Source organism: Enterobacter sp. R-1.6.2 (genome assembly GCF_035064085.1).
GTDB classification, from domain to species: Bacteria; Pseudomonadota; Gammaproteobacteria; order Enterobacterales; family Enterobacteriaceae; genus Enterobacter; species Enterobacter asburiae_B.
Genome location: NZ_JASEYI010000002.1, coordinates 333,583 through 354,642, shown reverse-complemented (window position 1 = coordinate 354,642; position 21,060 = coordinate 333,583). Strand labels below are relative to the sequence as shown.

Below are 21,060 nucleotides of genomic sequence, written 5' to 3'. Positions count from 1 at the left end.
AATGAATAAGAAGATTCACTCTCTGGCCTTGCTGGTCAATTTAGGGATTTATGGTGTCGCGCTGCCCGCCATGGCAGACGACAACACCGCCTCTGCGCAGCACGAAGATACGATGGTGATCACTGCCGCCGAGCAGAATTTACAGGCGCCGGGCGTGTCGACCATCACCGCCGACGAGATCCGCAAAAACCCGCCCGCGCGCGACGTGGCGGAAATCATCCGCACCATGCCGGGCGTTAACCTCACCGGGAACTCCACCAGCGGCCAGCGCGGCAACAACCGTCAGATTGACATTCGCGGCATGGGCCCGGAAAACACCCTGATCCTGATCGACGGCAAGCCGGTCACCAGCCGCAACTCTATTCGTCTGGGCTGGCGCGGCGAGCGTGACACCCGCGGCGATACCGGCTGGGTGCCGCCGGAGATGATCGAGCGCATTGAAGTGATCCGCGGTCCGGCAGCCGCGCGCTACGGCAACGGCGCGGCAGGCGGCGTGGTAAACATCATCACCAAAAAATTCGACGACCAGTGGCACGGCTCCTGGAACACCTACCTGAACGCGCCAGAACATAAGGACGAAGGTTCCACCAGGCGCACCAACTTCAGCCTGAGCGGCCCCCTGGGCGGCGACTTCAGCTTCCGCATGTTCGGTAACCTCGATAAAACCCAGGCCGACGCGTGGGATATCAACCAGGGCCACCAGTCCGATCGTACCGGTGCCTACGCCAACACCCTGCCGGCTGGCCGCGAGGGCGTGGAAAACAAAGACATCAACGGCGTGGTGCGCTGGGACTTCGCGCCCATGCAGTCCCTGGAGTTTGAGGCGGGCTACAGCCGCCAGAACAACCTCTACGCAGGCGACACGCAGAACACCAACAACGACAGCGCGCTGGTGAAGAAAAATTACGGCAAAGAGACTAACCGTATCTACCGCCAGAACTTCGCGGTGACCTGGAACGGCGGCTGGGATAACGGCATCACCACCAGCAGCTGGGCACAGTACGAACACACCCGCAACTCCCGCCTGGGCGAAGGTCTGGCGGGCGGGACGGAAGGCTTGTTCAACAGCAATAAATTCACCGACACCGACCTGGCCGACGTGATGCTGCACAGCGAGATCAACCTGCCGATTGATTTCCTCGTCAACCAGAACCTGACGTTGGGCACCGAGTGGAACCAGCAGCGCATGAAGGACTCCACCTCCTTTACGCAAACCCTGCAGGGCGGCACCGTTCCGGGCATGAGCAACGACCGCAGCCCGTACACCTCGGCGGAGATTTTCTCCCTGTTCGCCGAAAACAACATGGAGCTGACCGACAGCACCATGCTGACCCCTGCCCTGCGCTTCGATCACCACACCATCGTCGGCAACAACTGGAGCCCGTCCCTGAACCTTTCGCAAGGTCTGGGCGATGACTTCACGCTGAAGATGGGGATCGCGCGCGCCTATAAAGCGCCGAGCCTTTACCAGACCAACCCGAACTACCTGCTCTACAGCAAAGGCCAGGGCTGCTACGCCAGCTCGGACGGCGTGGGCTGCTACATGATGGGCAACGACGACCTGAAAGCCGAAACCAGCATCAACAAAGAGATTGGTCTGGAGTGGAAACGCGACGGCTGGCTGGCGGGCGTGACCTGGTTCCGCAACGACTATCGTGACAAGATTGAAGCGGGCTACGCGCCGATCGGTCACACCTCTTCCGGTAAAGTGCAGACGGATATCTACCAGTGGGAAAACGTTCCGAAAGCGGTCGTCGAAGGGCTGGAAGGCTCCCTGAACGTGCCGGTCAGCGACACAATCAACTGGACCAACAACATCACCTGGATGCTGCAGAGCAAGAACAAGGAGACCGGTGACCGTCTGTCGATCATTCCGGAGTACACGCTGAACTCGACCCTGAGCTGGCAGGTTCATCAGGACGTGTCGCTCCAGTCGACCTTTACCTGGTACGGCAAGCAGCAGCCGAAGAAGTACAACTACAAAGGTCAGCCGGTGACCGGGTCTGAGAAAGACGAAATCAGTCCGTACAGCATCGTTGGCCTGAGCGCGACCTGGGACATGACCAAAAACGTTAGTCTGACCGGCGGCGTGGATAACGTCTTCGACAAGCGTCAGTGGCGCGCGGGTAATGCCCAGACGACCGGAAATGCCACCACCGGTGCGTATATGTACGGTGCTGGAGCGTATACGTATAATGAGCCGGGTCGCACCTGGTACATGAGCGTGAATACGCGCTTCTAAGGTAAAAACAAAACGGCAACTGAGTTGCCGTTTTTCGTGTTTGCTCCCTCTCCCCGTGGGAGAGGGCCGGGGTGAGGGCATCAGGCCGCACAATTCTGAAGGGAAAAAACATGCACACAACCCACACCACGTTCATTCTTGCCGGCCACACCGTCCACAACGTCACCTTCGCCCCCACCACCTTCACCGACGCCGACCTTCTCTGGCTCCCCCACTACGCTGAACTTTCAAACGCCGGACGCAAACGCAAAGCCGAGCATCTGGCAGGCCGCATCGCCGCCGCGCATGCGCTCGGTGCGATAAATGAACGCGCGATCCCCGGCATCGGCCCCAGCGGCGAACCGCTCTGGCCGGAAGGGGTTTCGGGAAGCATTACCCACAGCGGCACGCAGGCGATGGCGGTTGCCGTCCGTCATCAAGATGCGCTCGTAGGTATTGATTGCGAAGCCATTCTTCCAGACCAAGAAGCCCGCGAAATCCAGGACGGCATCGTTGATGCGCAGGAAGCGATATGCCTGACGCACTCGGGCTACCCTTTTGCGCTGGCGCTGACGCTGGCATTTAGCGCCAAAGAGAGTTTGTTTAAGGCGCTCTTTCCAAAGGCAAATACTTACATGGGGTTTGAGTGGGCGAGAGTCACAGAGTTAACGGAAAAAACAATCACGCTGGCGCTTTCGAACCCGGCTGGAGACTATCCTGAGGGTAAACGCTTCATCCTCATCTGGCAGAATAATGATACGAGCGTGTTTACGCTGCTAAAAGCCTGATGGCGCTACGCTTATCAGGCCTATGGTAAAGCGGTGTTGTAGGCCGGGTAAGGCATCGCCGCCACCCGGCATAAATTGTACAGATAGATATCAGCTCACTGCCCCGCAAGCGCTCTGAAAAACGCGGGATTATCTCTAATCACATTTAGCACTTTCGCCGCTAATCCCGTTGGGTTTCGCCGTTTCGACTCCCAGCTTTTAATCGTATCAACGCTTGTACCCAGAGCCTTCGCCATTTCGCTTTGAGTGACATTTAACTGCTCTCTTATCGCCCGAACGTCCGCGACTTCATAGCGAGTGACTCGTGATGGCGTTTTCTTACCACGTTGGATCTCGGCTGCCTCTTCAAGCGAAGCCTTCAGTTCATCAAAGATACTCATTGCCTGCCCCTTCTTGCCTGATGGAGTACATAGTACACCTTTAATTAACGGAACTGGAAGCGCTATTGGTGAGAATAGACGTGAGTTTTCTGAGTTCGGCTTTCTCTACATCGTTTAGGCTGTCCTTCATGCTTTTTGGATAGGCCATGAGGAAAAAAATCACCTCTTCAGTAGCCAGAAAGTAGATGACTCTGGCCCCGCCGCTTTTTCCCTTTGAGCCAACAGCCATTCTTATTTTACGTAGCCCGCCTGTATGCTGGATCAAATCGCCTTTATGAGGCCAGGCAATGAGTTCCTTTTGGAGATCCCTTAATTCATCATCCGTAGCAATATTTTTGAACTGCCGGGTAAAAAGTGATGTTTCGATAAATTCTATCGCGTGGCTCATGCATGATTCCTTCCCTGATGCAGCAAAAGCCTGAATGCTTCAGCATCAGGCTTTTGCTGCAATATGACTCTTCCATGAGTAATATCGCATTGAATAACTGTATTTATATACAGACATATTGTTATTTAAGAATCCGTTTAGACATCCGGGAACATCACGCTATTTCCCGGCGCTTCCCTGTGCAGATGGATAAAGTTCAGGTGCCGTTCATACTGGTCCAGAATGTCCGTAATCACCTGCTCCTTGCTGTAGTCCATCAAATCATTCCCCTGGCTCCCTTCCAGCAGGAAGGTTTCCAGCCGGTAGTAGGTCGATTTCCCGCTGCGCGCCCGGTAGGTAAACCCGGGTACCGAATACTGCTGCGGCCAGATCTGATAAACAAAGTTCTGCTCGTCGCCCATGTGCACCAGCAGATCCAGGTGCCCCAGGGTCTCGCCCTCCTCCGGCGGCAGGTTTTTCAGCTCCACGTAGGCTCCACGCAGCTTCAGCTCCTGCGCGACCTCTTCCATTGCCGGGAAGCAGACCGTCTCCATCATCTGTTTGGTGTAGCGCGTGCCCGGGTAGTTCATCAGGCGCGAGAGACGTTTCTTCCAGCTCAGCCTGTCCTGCGCGCCCATCGGACGCGGCGCGGTGTCGCGGCTGGCGCTGACGCGGCGATAGTCTTCCACCTTGAGCGATTTATACAGCCCGGCCATCACGAAGAAGATGACGAAGCTGAACGGCAGGCCCATGATCACCGTGGTGTTCTGCAGCGCCGAGATACCGTTGGTCATCAGCATGCCGAGCGTCAGCAGGCCGATGGCGACGGACCAGAAGATGCGCAGCCAGTTCGGCGCATCGCTGTTGATATCTTTGAGCTTCGAGGTGAAGTTACCCAGCACCAGCGCGCCGGAATCCGCCGAGGTGACGTAGAACAGCAGGCCGGTGATGGTCGCCACGGAGGCGCTAAAGGTAAACGCCGGGTACTGCGCCAGCAGGCTGTAGAAGCCGCGCTCCGGGTGCGCCATCGCTTGCTGCGCGAAGGTGGCATTGCCGTGGATGATCTCATGCAGCGCGCTGTTGCCGAAAATCGACAGCCACAGCAGGGTAAAGGTGAACGGGATTATCAGCGTGCCCATCACGAACTGGCGGATGGTGCGGCCACGCGAAATACGCGCCAGGAACAGGCCGACAAACGGCGACCACGCCACCCACCACGCCCAGAAGAACAGCGTCCAGTTGTTCATCCACTCTACCGGGCGGTCGAAAGCGAAGCTGTTCAGCGTCATGCCCATAAAGCGGTTTACGTAGTCGCCCACGTTGAGCACTAGGGCATTGAGCAGGAACGAGGTATCGCCCATAAACAGCACGAACAGGATCAGGCCCAGCGCCAGCGCCACGTTCAGCTCGGAGAGCACGCGGATGCCTTTATCCACGCCCGACGTCACCGAGATGGTGGCGATAATCACTGACAGCGCTATCAGCGCCGCTTTGGCCGCCATCGAATCCGGGATATCAAACAGCACGCTCAGCCCGTAGTTGAGCTGCACCACGCCAATCCCGAGCGTCGTCGCAATACCAAAGATGGTGCCGATCACCGCCGCGATATCGACGCTGTGGCCAATCGGCCCGTTAATCTTTTTACCGAAGATCGGGTACAGCGCGGAGCGGATGGTGAGAGGCAAATTATAACGATAGCTAAAGTATCCGAGCGCCATGCCCATCAGGGCGTACATCGACCAGCCCGTCAGGCCGTAGTGGAACAGCGTCCAGACCATCGCCTGGCGCGCGGCCTCCATCGTCTGCCCCGCCCCTTCCGGCGGCTGCATATACTGCGTGACCGGTTCGGCCACGGAGAAGAACATCAGGTCAATGCCGATGCCGGCGGCAAACAGCATCGCGGCCCAGCTCAGCAGGCTGAATTCGGGCTTGGACTGCTCAGGCCCGAGCTTCACGGAACCAAAGCGCGAGCAGGCAATGCAGACCACGAAGACGATATAGAGCGTCGCGGCCAGCAGATAGTACCAGCCGAAGGTCTTCGACACCCAGTTCAGGGTGCGCCCAATCCACTCGGCAGAAAAATCACGAAAGAAGATGGTCGTCAGGGAAAACAACAAAATCAGCCCGGCGGACGTATAAAAAACGACCGGGTTGATTTTGTCTTTTTCTCTGTCTTGTGAAAGGTCTGTCATCCAGTATCCCCACTGTTTTTGTAACTATTGAAATCCAAATCCGCAACAATTAAGACACATTTTATATTGAACGTCCAATCAAAAACCGCTTTAATGTATTACCAACGCTGATGAATGGAGTGGCAAAAATGCCCAAAGTGGGGATGCAGCCGATCCGGCGCAGGCAGCTTATCGACGCCACGCTGGAAGCAATAAATGAAGTGGGAATGCACGACGCGACGATCGCGCAGATCGCCCGTCGGGCGGGCGTTTCCACGGGGATCATCAGTCACTACTTCAAAGACAAAAACGGTCTGCTGGAAGCGACCATGCGCGACATTACCGGCCAGCTGCGCGACGCGGTTTTGAGCCGCTTACGCGCCCTGCCGGACGCCAGCGCGGAGCAACGCCTGCAGGCCATTGTCGGCGGCAATTTTGATGAAACCCAGACCAGCGGCGCGGCAATGAAGGCCTGGCTGGCCTTCTGGGCGAGCAGCATGCACCAGCCGATGCTCTACCGCCTGCAGCAGGTGAGCAGCCGCCGCCTGCTGTCAAACCTGGTGTACGAGTTCCGCCGTGAGCTGCCGCGCGAGCAGGCTGAAGAGGCGGGCTACGGCCTGGCGGCCCTGATCGACGGGCTGTGGCTGCGCGCCGCGCTGAGCGGCAAGCCGCTGGATAAGACCCTGGCGCAGTCGCTCACCAGCCACTTTATCAGCCAGCATTTACCGACCGAATAACCGAGGAGAATTTATGTCCCGAATGGCAGAACAGCAGCTTTATATCAATGGTGGTTATACCTCCGCCACCAGCGGTCGCACCTTCGAGACCATCAACCCGGCCAACGGTGAAGTTCTGGCGAGCGTACAGGCCGCCGGGCGCGAAGACGTCGACCGCGCCGTGGAAAGCGCAAAACGCGGGCAAAAAATCTGGGCAGCGATGACCGCCATGGAGCGCTCGCGCGTTCTGCGTCGCGCCGTTGATATCCTGCGCGAGCGCAACGACGAGCTGGCGAAGCTGGAAACCCTCGACACCGGTAAAGCGTATTCCGAAACCTCCACCGTCGACATCGTCACCGGCGCGGACGTGCTGGAGTACTACGCGGGGCTGATCCCGGCGCTGGAAGGCAGCCAGATCCCGCTGCGTGAGACCTCATTCGTCTACACCCGCCGCGAGCCGCTGGGCGTGGTGGCGGGCATCGGCGCGTGGAACTACCCGATCCAGATCGCCCTGTGGAAATCCGCCCCGGCGCTGGCGGCGGGCAACGCGATGATCTTCAAGCCGAGCGAAGTGACACCGCTCACCGCCCTGAAGCTTGCGGAGATCTACACCGAAGCGGGCGTTCCGGACGGCGTATTTAACGTCCTGCCGGGCGTGGGCGCGGAGACCGGCCAGTACCTCACCGAGCATCCGGGCATCGCCAAAGTCTCCTTCACCGGCGGCGTCGCCAGCGGCAAGAAGGTAATGGCCAACTCGGCGGCCTCGTCCCTGAAAGAGGTGACGATGGAGCTGGGCGGCAAATCCCCGCTGATTATTTTCGACGACGCCGATCTGGATCTCGCGGCGGACATCGCCATGATGGCGAACTTCTTCAGCTCCGGCCAGGTGTGCACCAACGGTACCCGCGTGTTCATACCCGCGAAATTCAAGGCCGCGTTTGAGCAGAAAATCGTTGAGCGCGTGGGCCGCATCCGCGCGGGCGATCTGTTCGATGAACGCACCAACTTTGGCCCGATGGTCAGCTTCCCGCACCGCGACAGCGTGCTGCGCTACATCGCCAAAGGCAAAGAGGAAGGCGCGCGCGTGCTGTGCGGCGGCGACGCGCTGGAGGGCGAAGGTTTCGATAACGGCGCGTGGGTTGCCCCGACCGTGTTCACCGACTGCACCGACGAGATGACCATCGTGCGCGAAGAGATCTTCGGCCCGGTGATGTCCATCCTCACCTATGAAAGCGAAGAAGAAGCCATTCGCCGCGCCAACGACACCGACTACGGCCTGGCGGCGGGCATCGTCACTGCCGACCTGAACCGCGCGCACGGCGCTATTCATCAGCTTGAAGCGGGCATCTGCTGGATCAACACCTGGGGTGAATCCGCCGCAGAGATGCCGGTCGGCGGCTATAAACACTCCGGCATTGGCCGCGAGAACGGCGTGATGACGCTGCAGAGCTACACCCAGGTGAAGTCCATCCAGGTTGAGATGGGTAAATTCCAGTCCATATTTTAACCGGGAGGTTTATTTGCAATTTGACTACATCATTATCGGGGCCGGCTCTGCCGGCAACGTACTGGCAACGCGACTGACTGAAGATCCGAATACCACCGTTCTGCTGCTTGAGGCGGGCGGGCCGGATTACCGCTTTGACTTCCGCACCCAAATGCCCGCCGCGCTGGCGTTCCCGCTGCAGGGCAAGCGCTACAACTGGGCGTATGAAACCGAGCCAGAGCCGTACATGAACAACCGCCGCATGGAGTGCGGACGCGGCAAAGGTCTGGGCGGCTCGTCGCTGATCAACGGCATGTGCTACGTGCGCGGTAACGCCATGGATCTGGACAACTGGGCGAAAGAATCTGGCCTTGAGCACTGGAGCTACCTCAACTGCCTGCCCTACTACCGCAAGGCCGAGACGCGCGACGTGGGGCCGAACGACTACCACGGCGGCGACGGTCCGGTGAGCGTCACCACCTCTAAGCCGGGCGTGAACCCGCTGTTTGAGGCGATGGTGGAGGCGGGCGTGCAGGCGGGCTACCCGCGCACCGACGATCTCAACGGCTATCAGCAGGAGGGCTTCGGCCCGATGGACCGCACGGTCACGCCGCAGGGCAGACGCGCCAGCACCGCGCGCGGCTATCTGGACCAGGCCAAAAAGCGCCCGAACCTGACCATCCGCACTCACGCCATGACCGATCATATTATTTTTGACGGCAAGCGCGCGGCGGGCGTCGAGTGGCTGGAGGGCGAAAGCACTATCCCGTCCAGAGCGACGGCGAATAAAGAGGTGCTGCTGTGCGCGGGCGCGATTGCCTCCCCGCAGATCCTCCAGCGCTCCGGCGTGGGCAACGCGGAGCTGCTGAAGCAGTTCGATATTCCGCTGGTGCACGACCTGCCCGGCGTGGGCGAAAACCTGCAGGATCACCTGGAGATGTACCTCCAGTACGAATGCAAAGAGCCCGTCTCTCTCTACCCTGCCCTGCAGTGGTGGAACCAGCCGAAGATTGGCGCCGAGTGGCTGTTTGGCGGCACCGGCGTGGGCGCGAGCAACCACTTCGAGGCGGGCGGTTTTATCCGCAGCCGCGAGGAGTTCGAATGGCCGAACATTCAGTACCATTTCCTGCCGGTGGCGATTAACTACAACGGCTCGAACGCGGTAAAAGAGCACGGCTTCCAGTGCCACGTTGGCTCCATGCGCTCCCCAAGCCGCGGGCACGTGCGCATCAAGTCGCGCGATCCGCACCAGCATCCGGCGATCCTGTTCAACTATATGTCTCACGAGCAGGACTGGCAGGAGTTCCGCGACGCTATCCGCATCACCCGCGAGATCATGCACCAGCCCGCGCTGGACAAATATCGCGGTCGCGAAATCAGCCCGGGCGTCGAATGCCAGACCGACGAGCAGCTGGACGAGTTCGTGCGCAACCACGCGGAAACCGCCTTCCACCCGTGCGGCACCTGCAAGATGGGTTACGGCGAGATGGCGGTGGTCGACGGCGAAGGCCGCGTTCACGGGCTGGAAGGGCTGCGCGTCGTGGATGCGTCGATCATGCCGCAGATCATCACCGGCAACCTGAACGCCACCACCATCATGATTGGCGAGAAGATTGCCGACGCCATCCGCGGGCGCGAGCCGCTGGCGAAGAGCACGGCGGCGTATTATGTGGCGAATGGGGCGCCGGTTCGACGCTGAGGGTATTTCCCCTTACCCTGGCCCTCTCCCCATAGGCTGAGGGATCCCCAGTAATTTTTAAGCAGCAATAACGTTGTTTAAGAACGACTGAAGCCTTTCAGCGATGCCCTGGTCCGGCTGTAAATCGCTGAGGCGTTTGCCTTCCGGCCGGGGCGAGGCGCATGGATGCGCCGAGAGGGCGGGCTTTACAGGGACGTTACCTCCGCCCGTCCCCGATAAGCCGGAAGGAATACGCCGAGGGCACCGCGAAGCGGCGATTTACCGCCGGGAGCCCGGGTCGCCAGGGTGGTGGCGACTGAGCCACCCTGGCACGTTCACCGGTTACGGGGTTACAGAGTAGCAAGGAACATAAAGTGAACGGAATGACCACTACAGCTGTATGTTCCCCTCACCCTAACCCTCTCCCCGGAGGGGCGAGGGGACTGTTCCGTGCTGGCATTACTTTGTGGTGCCCCCTCAGCCCATAGGGGAGAGGGGATTAACCTACCCCGCCCAAAATTTATTTTCATTTGCCTGCATCCAGTTTCCACCCTGCCCTCGTATGTGAGTATGTGAGCAACGCCTTTGCTCCTTAATCCGAGGATAAATGATGAAAAAGCTACTCAGTGTTGCATTCGTATCCAGCGCCTTGCTCTTCTGTGCAGGCGCATCAGCGGCCATGACGTCTGGCTCCGTAATGGTGGGCGGAGCGGAAATGTTCCCGAGCAAAAACATTGTTGAAAACGCCGTGAACTCAAAAGATCACACCACGCTGGTGGCGGCGGTCAAAGCGGCCGGGCTGGTGGAGACGCTGCAGAGCAAAGGGCCCTTCACCGTTTTTGCGCCAACCGATGCGGCGTTTGCAAAATTGCCTGCGGGTACGGTGGACAATCTGGTGAAGCCGGAAAATAAAGCGCTGCTCACCAGTATCCTGACCTATCACGTGGTTGCGGGTAATTACGATATGAGAGCGCTGGAGCAGAAAATTAAACAGGGCGGCGGCCACGCGGAGCTGAAAACCGTTAACGGTCAACCGCTGTGGATCATGAGTAACGGCCCGCACAATATTCAGCTCAAGGATGGTAAAGGTAACGTGGCGAATATCAGCACCTATGACGTCCATCAGAAAAATGGCGTGATCGATGTGATCGATACCGTCCTGATGCCTAAGTAGTTGTCTATACTTCGGAAGTGTGACGTTGCCTTCCGGGAAAAACATGGATAACGCGCTGGCTGAACAGCAGTTGAAATTAATGCAGGCGGTCGCAAACGGCGATCGCCGCGCATTTGAACAACTTTACCGACTCACTTCACCGCATCTGTTTGCCGTCGCGCTGCGCATGCTGCGCCATCGCGCCTGGGCAGAAGAGATCCTTCACGACTGTTTTGTCACCGTCTGGAGTAAAGCCGACACCTATAACGCCGCCCTGAGCTCTCCGATGACCTGGCTTACGCATATTGTTCGCAACCGCTGTATTGACTGGCTGCGCAGTGGGCAAACCCGGGCTGCCGCCCGCGAGGAGTCGTATTCCGAAGAGAGTCTGCTTAGCGAAAACAATGAGCAAAACAACTGGTACGATGACGCGCAGGCAGCACGACTCAGGCATTGTCTGGAGCATCTGAGTCAGGAACAGCGCCAGAGCATTACGCTCGCCTACTATCAGGGCATGTCCCACAGCGACATTGCCGACTGGCTCCAGCAGCCCGTGGGCTCGGTAAAAAGCTGGATCCGCCGCGCGATGGATCATCTTCGGGAGTGCGTGGGCCTATGAATGACAGCGAAAAACGCGATGACATGCTGGCTGCAGAATATGCCCTCGGCACCCTGCGCGGAGTGGCGCGGCTTCAGTTCCAGAAAAGGCTTGCCGCTGAGCCCGGTCTGGCTGCCCGCGTGGCGTACTGGCAGGAAATGTTCAGCTCGCTCGACAGTTATCTCGCGCCCGTTCACCCACCCGAGACGGTGTGGAAGAGAATCGCCCTCGATCTGCCACCGAAAAAGCCTTTGCGCCAAAGCCGGCCCTATCTCGGCTGGATGGTCGCGGCCGGCCTCGCCGCCGTTACCGTCGTGACCTGGTATTCCACCCGCACGCCGGAACTCGCACCGCTGATGGTGCTCAACGATGCCCAACAGCACGGGCAATGGATCGTCAGTGCGGACAGCCGCCGCCAGTATCTGAGCATCACCCCGCTCAGACCGAACGCTATTGCGGCGCAAAACAGCCTGCAGCTTTGGCTTATTCCTGCCGGTAAGGCCCCGATATCCCTTGGGCTGCTGCAACGTGATATACCGACTCATGTTGCCCTCAGGAACAACACCCTTACCCCTGACGCGATGATAGCCATAAGCCTCGAGCCCGAAGGTGGGTCACCCACCGGTCAACCCACCGGCCCCGTGCTGTACAGCGGCAAGATTTAATCCTCCGGCCTTGTTCGCAGGGCCGCGGGGGTCACCAAATTTTATTCTGTTCATATGATTGTTACATATAAGAATTAAATATTAAGCTTGCAATTAATTTAATTATTAAAAAACGTCATTGACATTTTCTTCCGCACTCCATTAAGTTTTAAGCGAGCATTATTTCATTCCAGATACAGAATATATCAAAAACGAGCGGTTTAAGAATTTTCAAAAATTCTTAAACCGCTCCCTTATTTTTATTTATTTTGAATCATACAACAGTGAGATAAGATCATGAATAATAGTGCAAACAAAGTTGTTGTTATCACCGGTGCCAGCAGCGGTATTGGTGAGGCCATTGCCCTTCATCTGGCAAATAAACCTTTTTCTCTGGTTCTGGTTGCCCGTCGTCTGGAGAGAATTAACGCCCTGGTAGATCGCATTATTCAGCAAGGCGGCCAGGCGATTGCCGTGAAGGCGGACGTGACCCGACAGGAGGAGGTTCAGCGCGCGATTGACGCTGCCGTTGCCGCATACCAGCGCGTCGACGTGCTGATCAACAACGCGGGCTTTATGGCGATTGCCCCCCTCAGCGAGCTGAAAACCGACGAGTGGGACCGGATGATCGATACCAATATTAAAGGCGTGCTGTACGGTATCGCAGCGGCATTTCCGGTATTCCAGCGTCAGGGGAGCGGACACTTTATTAACGTGGCCTCCGTGGCGGGTATCAAGGTCCTTGCCCCCGGCGGCGTGGTGTACAGCGCCACGAAATTCGCCGTCCGCGCCCTGAGTGAAGGCTTACGTCAGGAAGCGGGGAAAACCGTTCGGACGACCCTTATTTCCCCCGGCGCCGTTGAAAGCGAGCTGCAGTTTGGCAGCTCTGATGCCCCGAGCAAACAGTTCCTGCATGAATTTTATAAGCAGGCTATTCCGGCAGAGTCGATTGCCAGAGCCGTATTATTTGCTATCGAACAGCCTGGCGACGTTGATGTAAATGAAATAATAGTCCGTCCTACGCAGGAAGAATTTTAGCATGAGTTAAATAACGCTGAATGAGGTGTCATTATGATTAAATCATTAACGTCCCTGTCAGACTTAAATATGCGATCGGGTGCCGATATTCTCCTTGAAGTGCTGGAGAGTGAAGGTGTGGAATATATTTTTGGCAACCCCGGCACCACCGAACTCCCGCTCATTGATGCCCTTCTTCGCCATGAAAATATTCACTATATTCTGGCACTCCAGGAGAGCAGCGTGGTCGCCATTGCCGACGGCTACGCGAAAGCCTCCGGCAAGACCGGTTTTATCAATTTGCATACCGCCAGCGGTCTTGGACACGGGATGGGGAATCTCATTAACTCGCGGATCATGAAAACGCCGCTGGTTGTCACCGTCGGGCAGCAGGATACCCGTCACTACGTGCGCGACCCGCTCCTGTATGATGACATAGTCTCCATTGGATCACCGGTGGTGAAATGGGCGCAGGAGGTCACCAGCGCCGACCAGCTTCCGGTGCTGGTGCGTCGGGCGTTTCATGCCGCCAGCTACCCTCCCGCGGGTCCGGTTCTGCTATCCCTGCCAATGAACGTGATGGAAGAGCTGAGCGACGCCGGGATACAAACGACCTCTAAAGTGAACTACCACACAGTGGCGGGCTCGCTGGACGAGCTGGCGCAGGCGCTAAGCGCAGTTACCCCCGGCAGGATCATGATTGTGGCGGGGGATGAAGTTCACTCCAGCGGCTCGACGCAGGAGATTGTCCAGCTTGCTGAAGCGCTCGGCGCCCACGTCTACGGCTCCTCCTGGCCGTTGAATTTGCCCTTTCCCACGCAGCACGCGCTATGGCGAGGCAATATGCCCACCACCGCAAATGAAATCGCCAGCGTCGTTAATGCCTACGATGCGGTGTTTATCATCGGCGGCAGAAGCCTGATTACCATTTTGTATAGCGAGGGCGAGGCCATTCCGGAAACCTGCGCGGTGTATCAGCTCTCGGCGGATATGAACGAGCTGGGACGCACCTACGCCACGCGCCTCTCGGTGATGGGGGATATAAAACTCTCCCTGAAGGAACTGCTGCCGAAGCTTGAGCAGCGCCGGGTGGCAAGCAAATTGACGCATCAGCGTCTGCTCAAAGCGGCACGCGCTGAACGTGAAAAAGAGTGGCAACTGCAGGAAGAGCGTCTGGCAGCCGAGCGGCTGCGCCCGGCGATTTCGCCGATGGTCGCGGCCTACGAGGTGATAAAGTCCGTTCCGCCGGGCACCACGATTGTCGACGAAGCGATTGCAACGGCCAGACACGTTCGCCGGTTTATCTCCGACCAGCAGCACCCGCGCTACTACTTTATGCGCGGCGGCGGTCTGGGCTGGGGAATGCCTGCAGCAGTAGGTCACTCGCTGGGGCTGGGGCGCGAGCCGGTAGTGTGTCTGGTTGGCGACGGCGCCTCCCTGTACTCGCCGCAGGCGCTCTGGACGGCGGCGCACGAAAATCTGCCCGTCACCTTTATCGTGATGAATAACCTGGAGTACAACATCCTGAAAAACTTCATGAAAGGACAGCCGGGCTACAGTTCGACAAAGCTGGGTCGCTTTATCGGGATGGATCTGATTAACCCGCGAATTGATTTCCAGTCGCTGGGCACCACGATGGGTATCCGCTGCTGCCGGGTGACCCAGGCCGCGGATATCGCCACGGCGGTGACGCAGGGGCTACAGTCAGGAAAAACCAATTTGATTGAAATTGCCATTTCCGCAGATTGATCGACCGTTTCAGATGTACCCTACATAAAACACTTATAACCGAAACGCCTCAAGCCGCTTAATCTGCCGCCCTTCTCCGTCAAAATTCTCCGCCGCCAGCCAGGCGCGCAGTTCGGCATCGCGCTGCGGCCACTCGCCGTCAATAATAGAAAGCATATCGCTGTCGCGGTTGCGCCCTTTGCGCACCAGCTTCTGGCGCAGGCGTCCTTCCCAGACAAACCCCAGCCGCTCCGCCGCATTGCGTGACGCAACGTTCATGGAATCGCACTTCCACTCGACGCGCCGGTAGCCGTGCTCAAACGCATTTTTCAGCAGCAGCCACACCGTTTCGGTGCCCATCCGGGTTCCTTTCATCCTGCGCGACCAGGTCACGTGCCCGATCTCCACTGACCCCAGCAGCCGCTCGTTAGCCATATAGCTCACCAGCCCCACCGCGCGTTCGGTGCGTAAATCAATGACGGCAAACGGCACCAGCTCATCGTCCATCACCTTAGCCACGATCCAGTGGGCGGTGGCTTCCACGCTCGCTGGCTGCGTGCTGGCAAGCCACGTCCAGTCGCTGTCGTCGCCCAGCGCGTAGGCCTCGTAGAGATCGGCCGCGTGGCGATCGGCATCCAGCGGCTCCAGGCGGCAATACTGGCCGAACAGCGGCGTGCGGGTTAATACGCGCGCGCCTCTCCAGTCTGGAACGATATCGTTAACGGTTTGACCATGTTGATTGATTTCGGGCACGGCGGTGACTCCCTGAAAGGTAAGGAGTTTGTTATAGCAGGTTAAAAAGCGGGCGAAAAGCAGCACATTTTAATAGCCCAAGCGCATGCGATATTCCCGCAAGATATAAGCAAAGCTGAATTTCGACTTTGCGGAATGTCAGAGTCGACCTAACGTAGCGGAGCATAAAACAATCACAATATATTCTTCTCAGGGATCGCTATGACGAAAAAACTGTTGCCGTTACTGGTGCTGGCTGCGCTCTCAGGCGCTGTCCACGCCGCTACTCCGCCCAACACGCTGGTTGTCGCCCAGGGGCTGGATGACATCGTGAGCCTCGACCCGGCCGAAGCCAACGAGCTTTCCAGCATCCAGACCGTGCCGAGCCTGTATCAGCGTCTGATACAGCCGGACCGCGATAACCCGGAAAAAATCACCCCGATTCTGGCAGAAAGCTGGGAAGCGGACGCGGCAGCAAAAACGCTGACGATCAAACTTAAGCCCGATGCCAGATTCGCCTCCGGCAACCCGCTGCGCCCGGAAGACGTGATTTTCTCGTACACCCGCGCCGTGACGCTCAACAAATCCCCGGCCTTTATTCTGAACGTGCTGGGCTGGGACGCGAGTAACATCGCCAGCCAGCTGAAAAAGGTGGACGATCATACCCTCCAGCTTCACTGGACGGCGGACGTTAGCCCGTCGGTGGCGCTGAATATTCTCTCCACGCCGATCGCCTCCATCGTCGATGAAAAGCAGGTCGCGGCAAACGTGAAGGATAACGACTTCGGTAACGCGTGGCTGAAAATGCACTCGGCGGGCAGCGGCGCGTTCAAAATGCGCGTCTATCAGCCGCATCAGGCCATCGTGCTGGAAGCCAACGAATCTGCACCCGGCGGCGCGCCGAAGCTCAAAAGCATCATCATTAAAAACGTCCCCGATCCGGCCTCACGCCGCCTGCTGATCCAGCAGGGTGATGCGGACGTGGCGCGCGATCTCGGAGCAGACCAGATAAGCGCCCTGGACGGCAAGCCGGGCGTGAAGGTACTGAGCATTCCGTCCGCCGAGCAAAATTACCTGGTGTTTAACACCGGCAACAGCGCCAACCCGCTGCTGAACAACCCGGCGTTCTGGGAAGCCTCGCGCTGGCTGGTCGATTATGAAGGCATCACCAAAAATCTGCTGAAAGGCCAGTACTTTGTTCATCAGAGCTTCCTGCCGGTCGGCCTGCCGGGCGCGCTGGAAGACAACCCGTTTAAATTTGACCCGGCAAAAGCGAAAGCCATTCTCGCCAAAGCGGGCATTAAGGACGCGCACTTCACGCTGGACGTGGAGAACAAGCCGCCGTTTATCACCATCGCCCAGTCGATGCAGGCGAGCTTTGCCCAGGGTGGCGTGAAGGTCGATCTGCTGCCTGCCGCCGGGAGCCAGGTCTATGCCCGCGTGCGCGCAAAGCAGCATCAGGCGGCGATTCGTCTGTGGATCCCGGACTACTTCGACGCGCACTCTAACGCCAGCGCCTTCGCGTGGAACGACGGTAAATCCAGCACCGTGGCCGGGCTGAACGGCTGGAAAATCCCGGAGCTGAACAAAGCCACGCTGGCGGCGGTAGCCGAGCCGGATCCGGCGAAGCGTCTGGATCTGTACAAGAAGATGCAGGAGCAGCTGCAGCAGAATTCGCCGTACGTATTTGTCGATCAGGGTAAAACCCAGATCGTGGTGCGCGATAACGTGAAGGGGTATCAGCAGGGGCTGAACGCGGATATGGTCTGGTACGATCGCGTCACGAAGTAGCCCTTCTCCTTCTCCCTCTCCCGTGGGAGAGGGTTGGGGTGAGGGCAACATCGTGCAACAGAGCCACCTGTTCCCCCTCACCCCCGCACTCTCCCACAGGGAGAGGGGGTCGTCCGTGCGTATTTTCAGTTTTTGTAGGCCGGGTAAGGCGGAGCCGCCACCCGGCATGAAGAGATTACCCATGCCACATCTTTCCACCCGCGTGCTCCAGGGGCTGCTGACCCTGCTGCTCACGCTCCTCGGGCTGCTGCTCGTCACGTTTGCGCTCTCGGCGTTTTCACCGGTCGATCGCGTGCTGCAGATCGTCGGCGATCACGCCAGCCAGTCAACCTACGATCAGGTTCGCCACCAGCTTGGGCTGGATCGGCCTCTGCCCGTGCAGTTCTGGCACTACCTGCAAAACCTTGCCCACGGTGATTTAGGCACCGCCAGCGCCACCGGGCAGCCGGTGCTGCAGGACCTGCTGCACGCGTTCCCCGCCACGCTGGAGCTGGCGACGCTGGCCTTAATCATCGGCGCCGTGCTCGGCGTGATTGCCGGGGTGCTGTGCGCCCGCTACGCCGGTTCGCCGCTCGATCTCGCCATCAGAACGCTCACCCTGCTCGGCAACTCGGTACCGATTTTCTGGCTCGGCCTGCTGATGCTGGCCCTGTTCTACGCGAAGCTGCAGTGGAGCGCGGGTCCCGGCAGGCTGGATGATATCTGGCAGTTCACCGTCGAGCCGTGTACCGGCTTTGCGCTGGTGGATACCTGGCTTTCCGGCGATCGCGAGGCGTTCCGCAACGCCCTCAGCCACCTGGTGCTGCCGGTGCTGCTGCTGGCCTATTACTCGCTGGCGAGCATCACGCGCCTGACGCGTTCCGCCTGCCTGAGCGAAATGAACAAAGAGTACATCCTGCTTGCCCGCGCCAAGGGCGCCGGGGAGATGACCATCCTGCTGCGCCACGTGCTGCCGAACATTCGCGGCACCCTGCTGACGGTGATCGCCCTCGCCTACACCAACATGCTGGAAGGCGCGGTACTGACCGAAACCGTCTTCTCCTGGCCGGGGATTGGGCGGTACCTCACCACCGCCCTGTTCGCCGGAGACACCACCGCCGTCATGGGCGGCACGCTGCTGATTGGCGTCTGCTTTGTGCTGATCAATAACCTTACCGACCTGCTCGTGCGGGCGACCGACCCCAGGGTGCGCTGATGCCGTTTTATCTTTTCTTACGCCGCCTGCGCCGCTCCCCCGCCGCGTTTTGCGGGCTGGCTGCCATCGCGCTGCTGGTAGCTATCGCCCTGTTCGCGCCGTGGCTCGCGCCGCTTGACCCGAACTGGCAGGACGCCGCCGCGCGCCTGCAGGCACCGAACAGCCAGCACTGGCTGGGCACCGACAGCTACGGGCGAGACCTGCTTTCGCGCCTGATTTACGGCACCCGTCCGGCGCTCGGGCTGGTGGCGTTAGTCACCGTCATCACCCTGCCCGCCGGGCTGCTGGTGGGGATTTTGTCCGGCTACTACGGCGGCTGGCTGGAGCGCATCCTGATGCGTTTTACCGACGTGGTAATGTCGATGCCGCGCCTGATCCTCGCCTTCGCGTTTGTGGCGATGCTCGGCCCGGGGCTGGTCAACGGCGCGCTGGCGCTGGCCTTAACCACCTGGCCCGCCTACGCGCGTCAGGCGCGGAGTGAAATTCAGCGTCTGCGCCACAGCGACTATCTCGCCGCCGCCGAAATGATGGGCATTCGCGGCCCGCGCCTGCTGGTCGGCCATATTCTGCCCCTGTGCCTGCCGTCAGCGATTGTGCGGCTGGCGCTGGATCTGGCGGGCATTATTCTGGCGGCCGCCGGTCTGGGCTTCCTCGGCCTTGGCGCGCGTCCGCCGATGGCCGAATGGGGCGCGATGATCGCTGACGGCATGCAGGTGATTTTCGACCAGTGGTGGATTGCCGCCATTCCGGGCGGAGCGATTCTGTTTGCCAGCCTCGCCTTTAACCTCCTGGGCGACGGCCTGCGCGACGTACTGGAGCCACAGCATGACTGAACAACGCGTCATCGTCGATGCGCTGAACATCGACTACCCCGCCGCGCGCGTGGTCAATAACCTGAGCTTCACGCTGGGCAACGAGCGGCTGGCGCTGGTGGGGGAATCCGGCTCGGGCAAATCAATGTCCGCCCGCGCCCTGGTGGGGCTGGTGCGTAAGCCCGGCATCGTGAGCGCGAACCGGCTTAACGTGCTCGGCAACGACCTGCTGACCCTGAGCACCCGCCGCTGGCAGGCGCTGCGCGGCAACGGGATTGCGATGGTCCTGCAGGACCCGCGCTACGCGCTGAATCCGGCGAAAAACGTCGCCGCTCAGCTCGATGAAGCGCTGACCCTGCACCAGCGCCTGCCCCGCGCCGAGCGCCTGGCGCGCATTCACGACATCATCCGCGCCGTCGGGCTCAACGAACACGTCCTCCAGCGCTACCCCGGCGAGCTCTCCGGGGGCATGGGCCAGCGGGTGATGATCGCCATTGCGCTGATCAACAACCCGCAGGTGCTGATTGCCGACGAACCGACGTCGGCGCTGGACGCCCGCCTGCGCAACCAGATCCTTGAGCTGCTGGTGCAGCAGAGCGAAGAGCGCCAGATGGCGATGCTGTTAATCAGCCACGATCTGCCGCTGGTGGCGGAGCACTGTGACCGCGTGCTGGTGATGTATCAGGGCGAGAAGGTCGATGAGATGGCGGCAAGCCGACTTCCGCAGGCGACGCACCCGTATACGCGAACCCTGTGGACCTGCCGACCCAATGCGCAAACGTTCGGCCAGATGCTGCCGACGCTGGACCGCACGCAGCCGTGGAAGGAGGCCGATAATGGCGCTCGTTGAGGTTAAGGATCTCCAGGTGAGATTCGGGGAGAAAACGGCGGTGTCCGCCGCCAGCTTTGCCATTGAAAAAGGGGAAACCTTCAGCCTGATAGGTGAATCCGGCTGCGGGAAATCAACTATTCTGCGCGTGCTGGCGGGATTGCAGCGCGAGTGGAACGGCCGTATTTCGATCCTGGGAGACGCGCTACGGCCAGGACGGCGTTTTGAAGGCGAGCTTCGCCGCAACGTGCAGATGGTGTTTCAGGATCCGTGGGCGTCGCTGCACCCGAACCACACCGTTGCGCGCACCCTGTCGGAGCCGTTAAACATCCACGGCGAAACGCAGATTGCCGAAAAGGTAGCGGATGCGCTGCAGCAGGTGGGGCTTTCCGCCGACGCGGGTAAACGTTATCCGCACCAGCTTTCCGGCGGCCAGCGTCAGCGCGTGGCCATTGCCCGCGCGCTGCTGCTGCGCCCGCAGCTTCTGCTGCTGGACGAGCCGACTTCGGCGCTGGATATGTCCGTGCAGGCGGAAATTCTGAACCTGCTCAACCGCCTGAAGGCAGAGCACGGCATGACCTATCTGCTGGTGAGCCACGACGCGGACGTGATTGCCCATATGTCAGACCGGGCGGCGTTTATGGCGCACGGGGAGATCCAGAGGGTGTTTGACCGTGAGGCGATGTTGCGGGGCGAGCACAGGATGGGGTAAGTCGCGTGGCGGCGAGCGCCGCGCGGGTTTTCCAGGCCGGGT

At 59.4% G+C, this 21,060-nt stretch carries 19 protein-coding genes; 15 read left to right on the top strand and 4 right to left on the bottom strand.

Annotated elements, in window-relative coordinates:
- Window position 1 precedes the first annotated feature (1 nt).
- Together QMN93_RS03585 and entD are read left to right on the top strand one after the other, a co-directional pair.
- The gene (locus tag QMN93_RS03585; RefSeq protein WP_033144887.1) at window positions 2–2,242 is read left to right on the top strand and encodes a TonB-dependent siderophore receptor; all 2,241 of its coding nucleotides are present in this window, start codon (window positions 2–4) and stop codon (window positions 2,240–2,242) included.
- Window positions 2,243–2,352: 110 nt separating this feature from the next.
- The gene (gene entD, locus QMN93_RS03580; protein ID WP_193138900.1) at window positions 2,353–3,009 is read left to right on the top strand and encodes an enterobactin synthase subunit EntD; all 657 of its coding nucleotides are present in this window, start codon (window positions 2,353–2,355) and stop codon (window positions 3,007–3,009) included.
- A gap of 95 nt (window positions 3,010–3,104) precedes the next feature.
- Here the strand turns inward: entD and nadS are convergent, their stop codons facing one another.
- The 3 genes from nadS to betT form a co-directional block, all read right to left on the bottom strand.
- Window positions 3,105–3,389: a NadS family protein gene (nadS, locus tag QMN93_RS03575; RefSeq protein ID WP_033144885.1), complete on the bottom strand. Its 285-nt coding sequence runs from the start codon at window positions 3,387–3,389 to the stop codon at window positions 3,105–3,107.
- Window positions 3,390–3,429: 40 nt separating this feature from the next.
- Window positions 3,430–3,777, bottom strand: coding sequence for a type II toxin-antitoxin system RelE/ParE family toxin (locus QMN93_RS03570; RefSeq protein WP_193138899.1), 348 nt, complete (start codon window positions 3,775–3,777; stop codon window positions 3,430–3,432).
- 137 nt (window positions 3,778–3,914) lie between these two features.
- The gene (gene betT / locus QMN93_RS03565; protein WP_193138898.1) at window positions 3,915–5,948 is read right to left on the bottom strand and encodes a choline BCCT transporter BetT; all 2,034 of its coding nucleotides are present in this window, start codon (window positions 5,946–5,948) and stop codon (window positions 3,915–3,917) included.
- Between the two features lie 128 nt (window positions 5,949–6,076).
- On the opposite strand from betT, the gene betI reads away from it, so the two are divergent.
- The 8 genes from betI (at window position 6,077) to QMN93_RS03525 (ending at window position 14,968) form a co-directional block, all read left to right on the top strand.
- On the top strand, window positions 6,077–6,664 hold the full coding sequence (betI, locus tag QMN93_RS03560) for a transcriptional regulator BetI (protein ID WP_024906969.1): 588 nt from the start codon (window positions 6,077–6,079) through the stop codon (window positions 6,662–6,664).
- A 13-nt stretch (window positions 6,665–6,677) separates the two neighbouring features.
- Window positions 6,678–8,150, top strand: a complete 1,473-nt coding sequence (gene betB, locus QMN93_RS03555) for a betaine-aldehyde dehydrogenase (protein WP_193138897.1) — start codon at window positions 6,678–6,680, stop codon at window positions 8,148–8,150.
- 13 nt (window positions 8,151–8,163) lie between these two features.
- Complete coding sequence (gene betA / locus QMN93_RS03550; protein WP_193138896.1) at window positions 8,164–9,828, top strand: choline dehydrogenase; 1,665 nt, start codon at window positions 8,164–8,166, stop codon at window positions 9,826–9,828.
- A 589-nt stretch (window positions 9,829–10,417) separates the two neighbouring features.
- Entirely contained in the window at window positions 10,418–10,981 is a 564-nt protein-coding gene (locus QMN93_RS03545) for a fasciclin domain-containing protein (RefSeq protein WP_069303791.1), read from the top strand.
- A gap of 43 nt (window positions 10,982–11,024) precedes the next feature.
- Entirely contained in the window at window positions 11,025–11,579 is a 555-nt protein-coding gene (locus QMN93_RS03540; RefSeq protein ID WP_069303790.1) for an RNA polymerase sigma factor, read from the top strand.
- Window positions 11,576–12,223 carry an anti-sigma factor gene (locus QMN93_RS03535; RefSeq protein WP_182383952.1) on the top strand — a complete coding sequence of 216 codons (648 nt, stop codon included), beginning with the start codon at window positions 11,576–11,578 and terminating at the stop codon, window positions 12,221–12,223. The genes QMN93_RS03540 and QMN93_RS03535 overlap by 4 nt, the downstream gene beginning before the upstream one ends.
- 276 nt (window positions 12,224–12,499) lie before the next feature.
- Window positions 12,500–13,240, top strand: a complete 741-nt coding sequence (locus tag QMN93_RS03530; RefSeq protein ID WP_033144879.1) for an SDR family oxidoreductase — start codon at window positions 12,500–12,502, stop codon at window positions 13,238–13,240.
- Window positions 13,241–13,273: 33 nt separating this feature from the next.
- On the top strand, window positions 13,274–14,968 hold the full coding sequence (locus QMN93_RS03525; protein ID WP_193138895.1) for a thiamine pyrophosphate-binding protein: 1,695 nt from the start codon (window positions 13,274–13,276) through the stop codon (window positions 14,966–14,968).
- 33 nt (window positions 14,969–15,001) lie between these two features.
- Here the strand turns inward: QMN93_RS03525 and QMN93_RS03520 are convergent, their stop codons facing one another.
- On the bottom strand, window positions 15,002–15,700 hold the full coding sequence (locus QMN93_RS03520; protein WP_126797006.1) for a GNAT family N-acetyltransferase: 699 nt from the start codon (window positions 15,698–15,700) through the stop codon (window positions 15,002–15,004).
- A 201-nt stretch (window positions 15,701–15,901) separates the two neighbouring features.
- Here QMN93_RS03520 and QMN93_RS03515 point away from each other — a divergent pair, with 201 nt between their 5' ends.
- From QMN93_RS03515 to QMN93_RS03495, 5 genes are all read left to right on the top strand, one after another.
- Complete coding sequence (locus QMN93_RS03515; RefSeq protein WP_193138894.1) at window positions 15,902–17,470, top strand: ABC transporter substrate-binding protein; 1,569 nt, start codon at window positions 15,902–15,904, stop codon at window positions 17,468–17,470.
- A 181-nt stretch (window positions 17,471–17,651) separates the two neighbouring features.
- Window positions 17,652–18,665, top strand: a complete 1,014-nt coding sequence (locus QMN93_RS03510; RefSeq protein ID WP_193139955.1) for an ABC transporter permease — start codon at window positions 17,652–17,654, stop codon at window positions 18,663–18,665.
- Window positions 18,665–19,498, top strand: a complete 834-nt coding sequence (locus tag QMN93_RS03505; RefSeq protein WP_096149769.1) for an ABC transporter permease — start codon at window positions 18,665–18,667, stop codon at window positions 19,496–19,498. Before QMN93_RS03510 ends, QMN93_RS03505 begins: the two co-directional genes overlap by 1 nt.
- A complete protein-coding gene (locus QMN93_RS03500) occupies window positions 19,491–20,327 on the top strand; it encodes an ABC transporter ATP-binding protein (RefSeq protein ID WP_193138893.1) in 837 nt (278 codons plus the stop codon). Before QMN93_RS03505 ends, QMN93_RS03500 begins: the two co-directional genes overlap by 8 nt.
- Window positions 20,314–21,018 carry an ABC transporter ATP-binding protein gene (locus QMN93_RS03495; protein ID WP_193138892.1) on the top strand — a complete coding sequence of 235 codons (705 nt, stop codon included), beginning with the start codon at window positions 20,314–20,316 and terminating at the stop codon, window positions 21,016–21,018. Before QMN93_RS03500 ends, QMN93_RS03495 begins: the two co-directional genes overlap by 14 nt.
- The last annotated feature ends 42 nt before the right edge of the window (window positions 21,019–21,060 follow it).

Excerpts from the sequence above, each read along its gene's own strand:
- QMN93_RS03540 (WP_069303790.1), top strand. The coding sequence starts at position 11,025 with ATGGATAACGCGCTGGCTGAACAGCAGTTGAAATTAATGCAGGCGGTC.
- QMN93_RS03505 (WP_096149769.1), top strand. The coding sequence starts at position 18,665 with ATGCCGTTTTATCTTTTCTTACGCCGCCTGCGCCGCTCCCCCGCCGCG.
- QMN93_RS03530 (WP_033144879.1), top strand. The coding sequence starts at position 12,500 with ATGAATAATAGTGCAAACAAAGTTGTTGTTATCACCGGTGCCAGCAGC.
- nadS (WP_033144885.1), bottom strand. The coding sequence starts at position 3,389 with ATGAGTATCTTTGATGAACTGAAGGCTTCGCTTGAAGAGGCAGCCGAG.
- QMN93_RS03535 (WP_182383952.1), top strand. The coding sequence starts at position 11,576 with ATGAATGACAGCGAAAAACGCGATGACATGCTGGCTGCAGAATATGCC.
- QMN93_RS03495 (WP_193138892.1), top strand. The coding sequence starts at position 20,314 with ATGGCGCTCGTTGAGGTTAAGGATCTCCAGGTGAGATTCGGGGAGAAA.
- QMN93_RS03510 (WP_193139955.1), top strand. The coding sequence starts at position 17,652 with ATGCCACATCTTTCCACCCGCGTGCTCCAGGGGCTGCTGACCCTGCTG.
- QMN93_RS03515 (WP_193138894.1), top strand. The coding sequence starts at position 15,902 with ATGACGAAAAAACTGTTGCCGTTACTGGTGCTGGCTGCGCTCTCAGGC.
- entD (WP_193138900.1), top strand. The coding sequence starts at position 2,353 with ATGCACACAACCCACACCACGTTCATTCTTGCCGGCCACACCGTCCAC.
- betB (WP_193138897.1), top strand. The coding sequence starts at position 6,678 with ATGTCCCGAATGGCAGAACAGCAGCTTTATATCAATGGTGGTTATACC.
- QMN93_RS03545 (WP_069303791.1), top strand. The coding sequence starts at position 10,418 with ATGAAAAAGCTACTCAGTGTTGCATTCGTATCCAGCGCCTTGCTCTTC.
- betT (WP_193138898.1), bottom strand. The coding sequence starts at position 5,948 with ATGACAGACCTTTCACAAGACAGAGAAAAAGACAAAATCAACCCGGTC.
- QMN93_RS03500 (WP_193138893.1), top strand. The coding sequence starts at position 19,491 with ATGACTGAACAACGCGTCATCGTCGATGCGCTGAACATCGACTACCCC.
- QMN93_RS03585 (WP_033144887.1), top strand. The coding sequence starts at position 2 with ATGAATAAGAAGATTCACTCTCTGGCCTTGCTGGTCAATTTAGGGATT.
- QMN93_RS03570 (WP_193138899.1), bottom strand. The coding sequence starts at position 3,777 with ATGAGCCACGCGATAGAATTTATCGAAACATCACTTTTTACCCGGCAG.
- betI (WP_024906969.1), top strand. The coding sequence starts at position 6,077 with ATGCCCAAAGTGGGGATGCAGCCGATCCGGCGCAGGCAGCTTATCGAC.
- QMN93_RS03525 (WP_193138895.1), top strand. The coding sequence starts at position 13,274 with ATGATTAAATCATTAACGTCCCTGTCAGACTTAAATATGCGATCGGGT.